Raw genomic sequence first — 1,293 nt, 5'->3', positions numbered from 1 at the left:
TAGACTGACCTAGCAGTATGAGACACATATAAAACACCTTCATTAGGCTACCTTCCTCCAAAATGAATTGGAGGAAGGTAGCCTAATTTTTCTTGTATTCTTTCTTCGTTATAGTACTTTAAGTATTGATTCACACGTGAAATCGTCTCAACATTACTGAGTGAATTGAATCTGGTGTATATAAACGCTTCAGACTTCAGGTTAGAATGGAACGATTCGATGACCGCATTATCCCAACAGTTCCCGCGTCTGGACATGCTGCTCACCAGATTATTTTCCATTACATATGACTGATAGGCATATGATGTATACACACTCCCTTGGTCCGAATGAATGATCACGCCTTTAGGATGTGCCCGTTTCTCCAAAGCTTCTTTCAGTGTATCCAGCACTAATGGCGTCTGCTGATGATTATACAATTTGGCTGCGACAATCTCATTGTTGTAAAGATCTATAATCGTTGACAGGTACTGCACAGTGCGCCCGTATTGGATGTAAGTAATGTCCGTGACCCATTTTTGGTTGGGCGCGGCAGCCTGAAAGTCACGCTTGATTCGATCGGGTGCGATAATAATGGTTTCCCCTTGTGACTGCCATTTCTTTTTCGGCTTAATCCGGCATTGTAGATGATATTTCTGCATGATGCGCTGCACAGTGTTCCGATTCCTTTTGATATTGTAGTCTCGCTGCAACAACGCTCTCACCTTGCGATGGCCGTATCGATACTTCGTCGACTCACATATATCAATGATTGTCCGCTCGACATCGGTCAACGATGAATCAGTGGCTTCCGATCGCCATCGGTAGTAGGTTGAACGCGGCACAAGCAATGCACTTAAAATGGCAGTAATCGTGTATTTGGTCTGCATTCTTTCAACAAGTGTCAGAACTATTTCTTTTTCAACTCCTTTTCGATCGCCATATACTTTTTTAAAATATCGTTCTCCATCTTCAAATGTTCAATCTGACGATCTTTTCGTTCATCAGCTGAGCGCTCTTCAGGACCATGTCCATAGGTATACTGCTTTCCAATCGGTTGATCAAATCGATAAAGTTCCCCTTGCTTATACCATCTGACCCATGTGGAAATTTGAGATTTATTCTTGATGCCGTATTTCTCCATAATTTCATTTGTAGTCAATTCACCCGCCATTTTCGCTTTGACCACTGCCCACTTGGTCTCACTTGAATATACGTTTTTGCCCATGCAAAAACACCTCCGATTCAGTACTTGATGAACATTGTACCATTTCGAAGGTGTTTTATATTGTCTCAAATAATTAGGTTAGTCTA

At 41.8% G+C, this 1,293-nt stretch carries 2 protein-coding genes; both read right to left on the bottom strand.

From position 1 onward, the window contains the following. Nucleotides 1-47: 47 nt before the first annotated feature. On the bottom strand, nt 48-887 hold the full coding sequence (locus ABD734_RS07755; RefSeq protein WP_344703120.1) for an IS3 family transposase: 840 nt from the start codon (nt 885-887) through the stop codon (nt 48-50). 2 nt (nt 888-889) lie between these two features. Then, nucleotides 890-1,207, bottom strand: a complete 318-nt coding sequence (locus tag ABD734_RS07750; protein WP_344703118.1) for a helix-turn-helix domain-containing protein — start codon at nt 1,205-1,207, stop codon at nt 890-892. Nucleotides 1,208-1,293: the final 86 nt, after the last annotated feature.

This window comes from Salinicoccus jeotgali (genome assembly GCF_039538805.1).
GTDB classification, from domain to species: Bacteria; Bacillota; Bacilli; order Staphylococcales; family Salinicoccaceae; genus Salinicoccus; species Salinicoccus jeotgali.
Note: the sequence above shows the minus strand (reverse complement) of the source record. Positions and strands in the feature narration are given on the sequence as shown.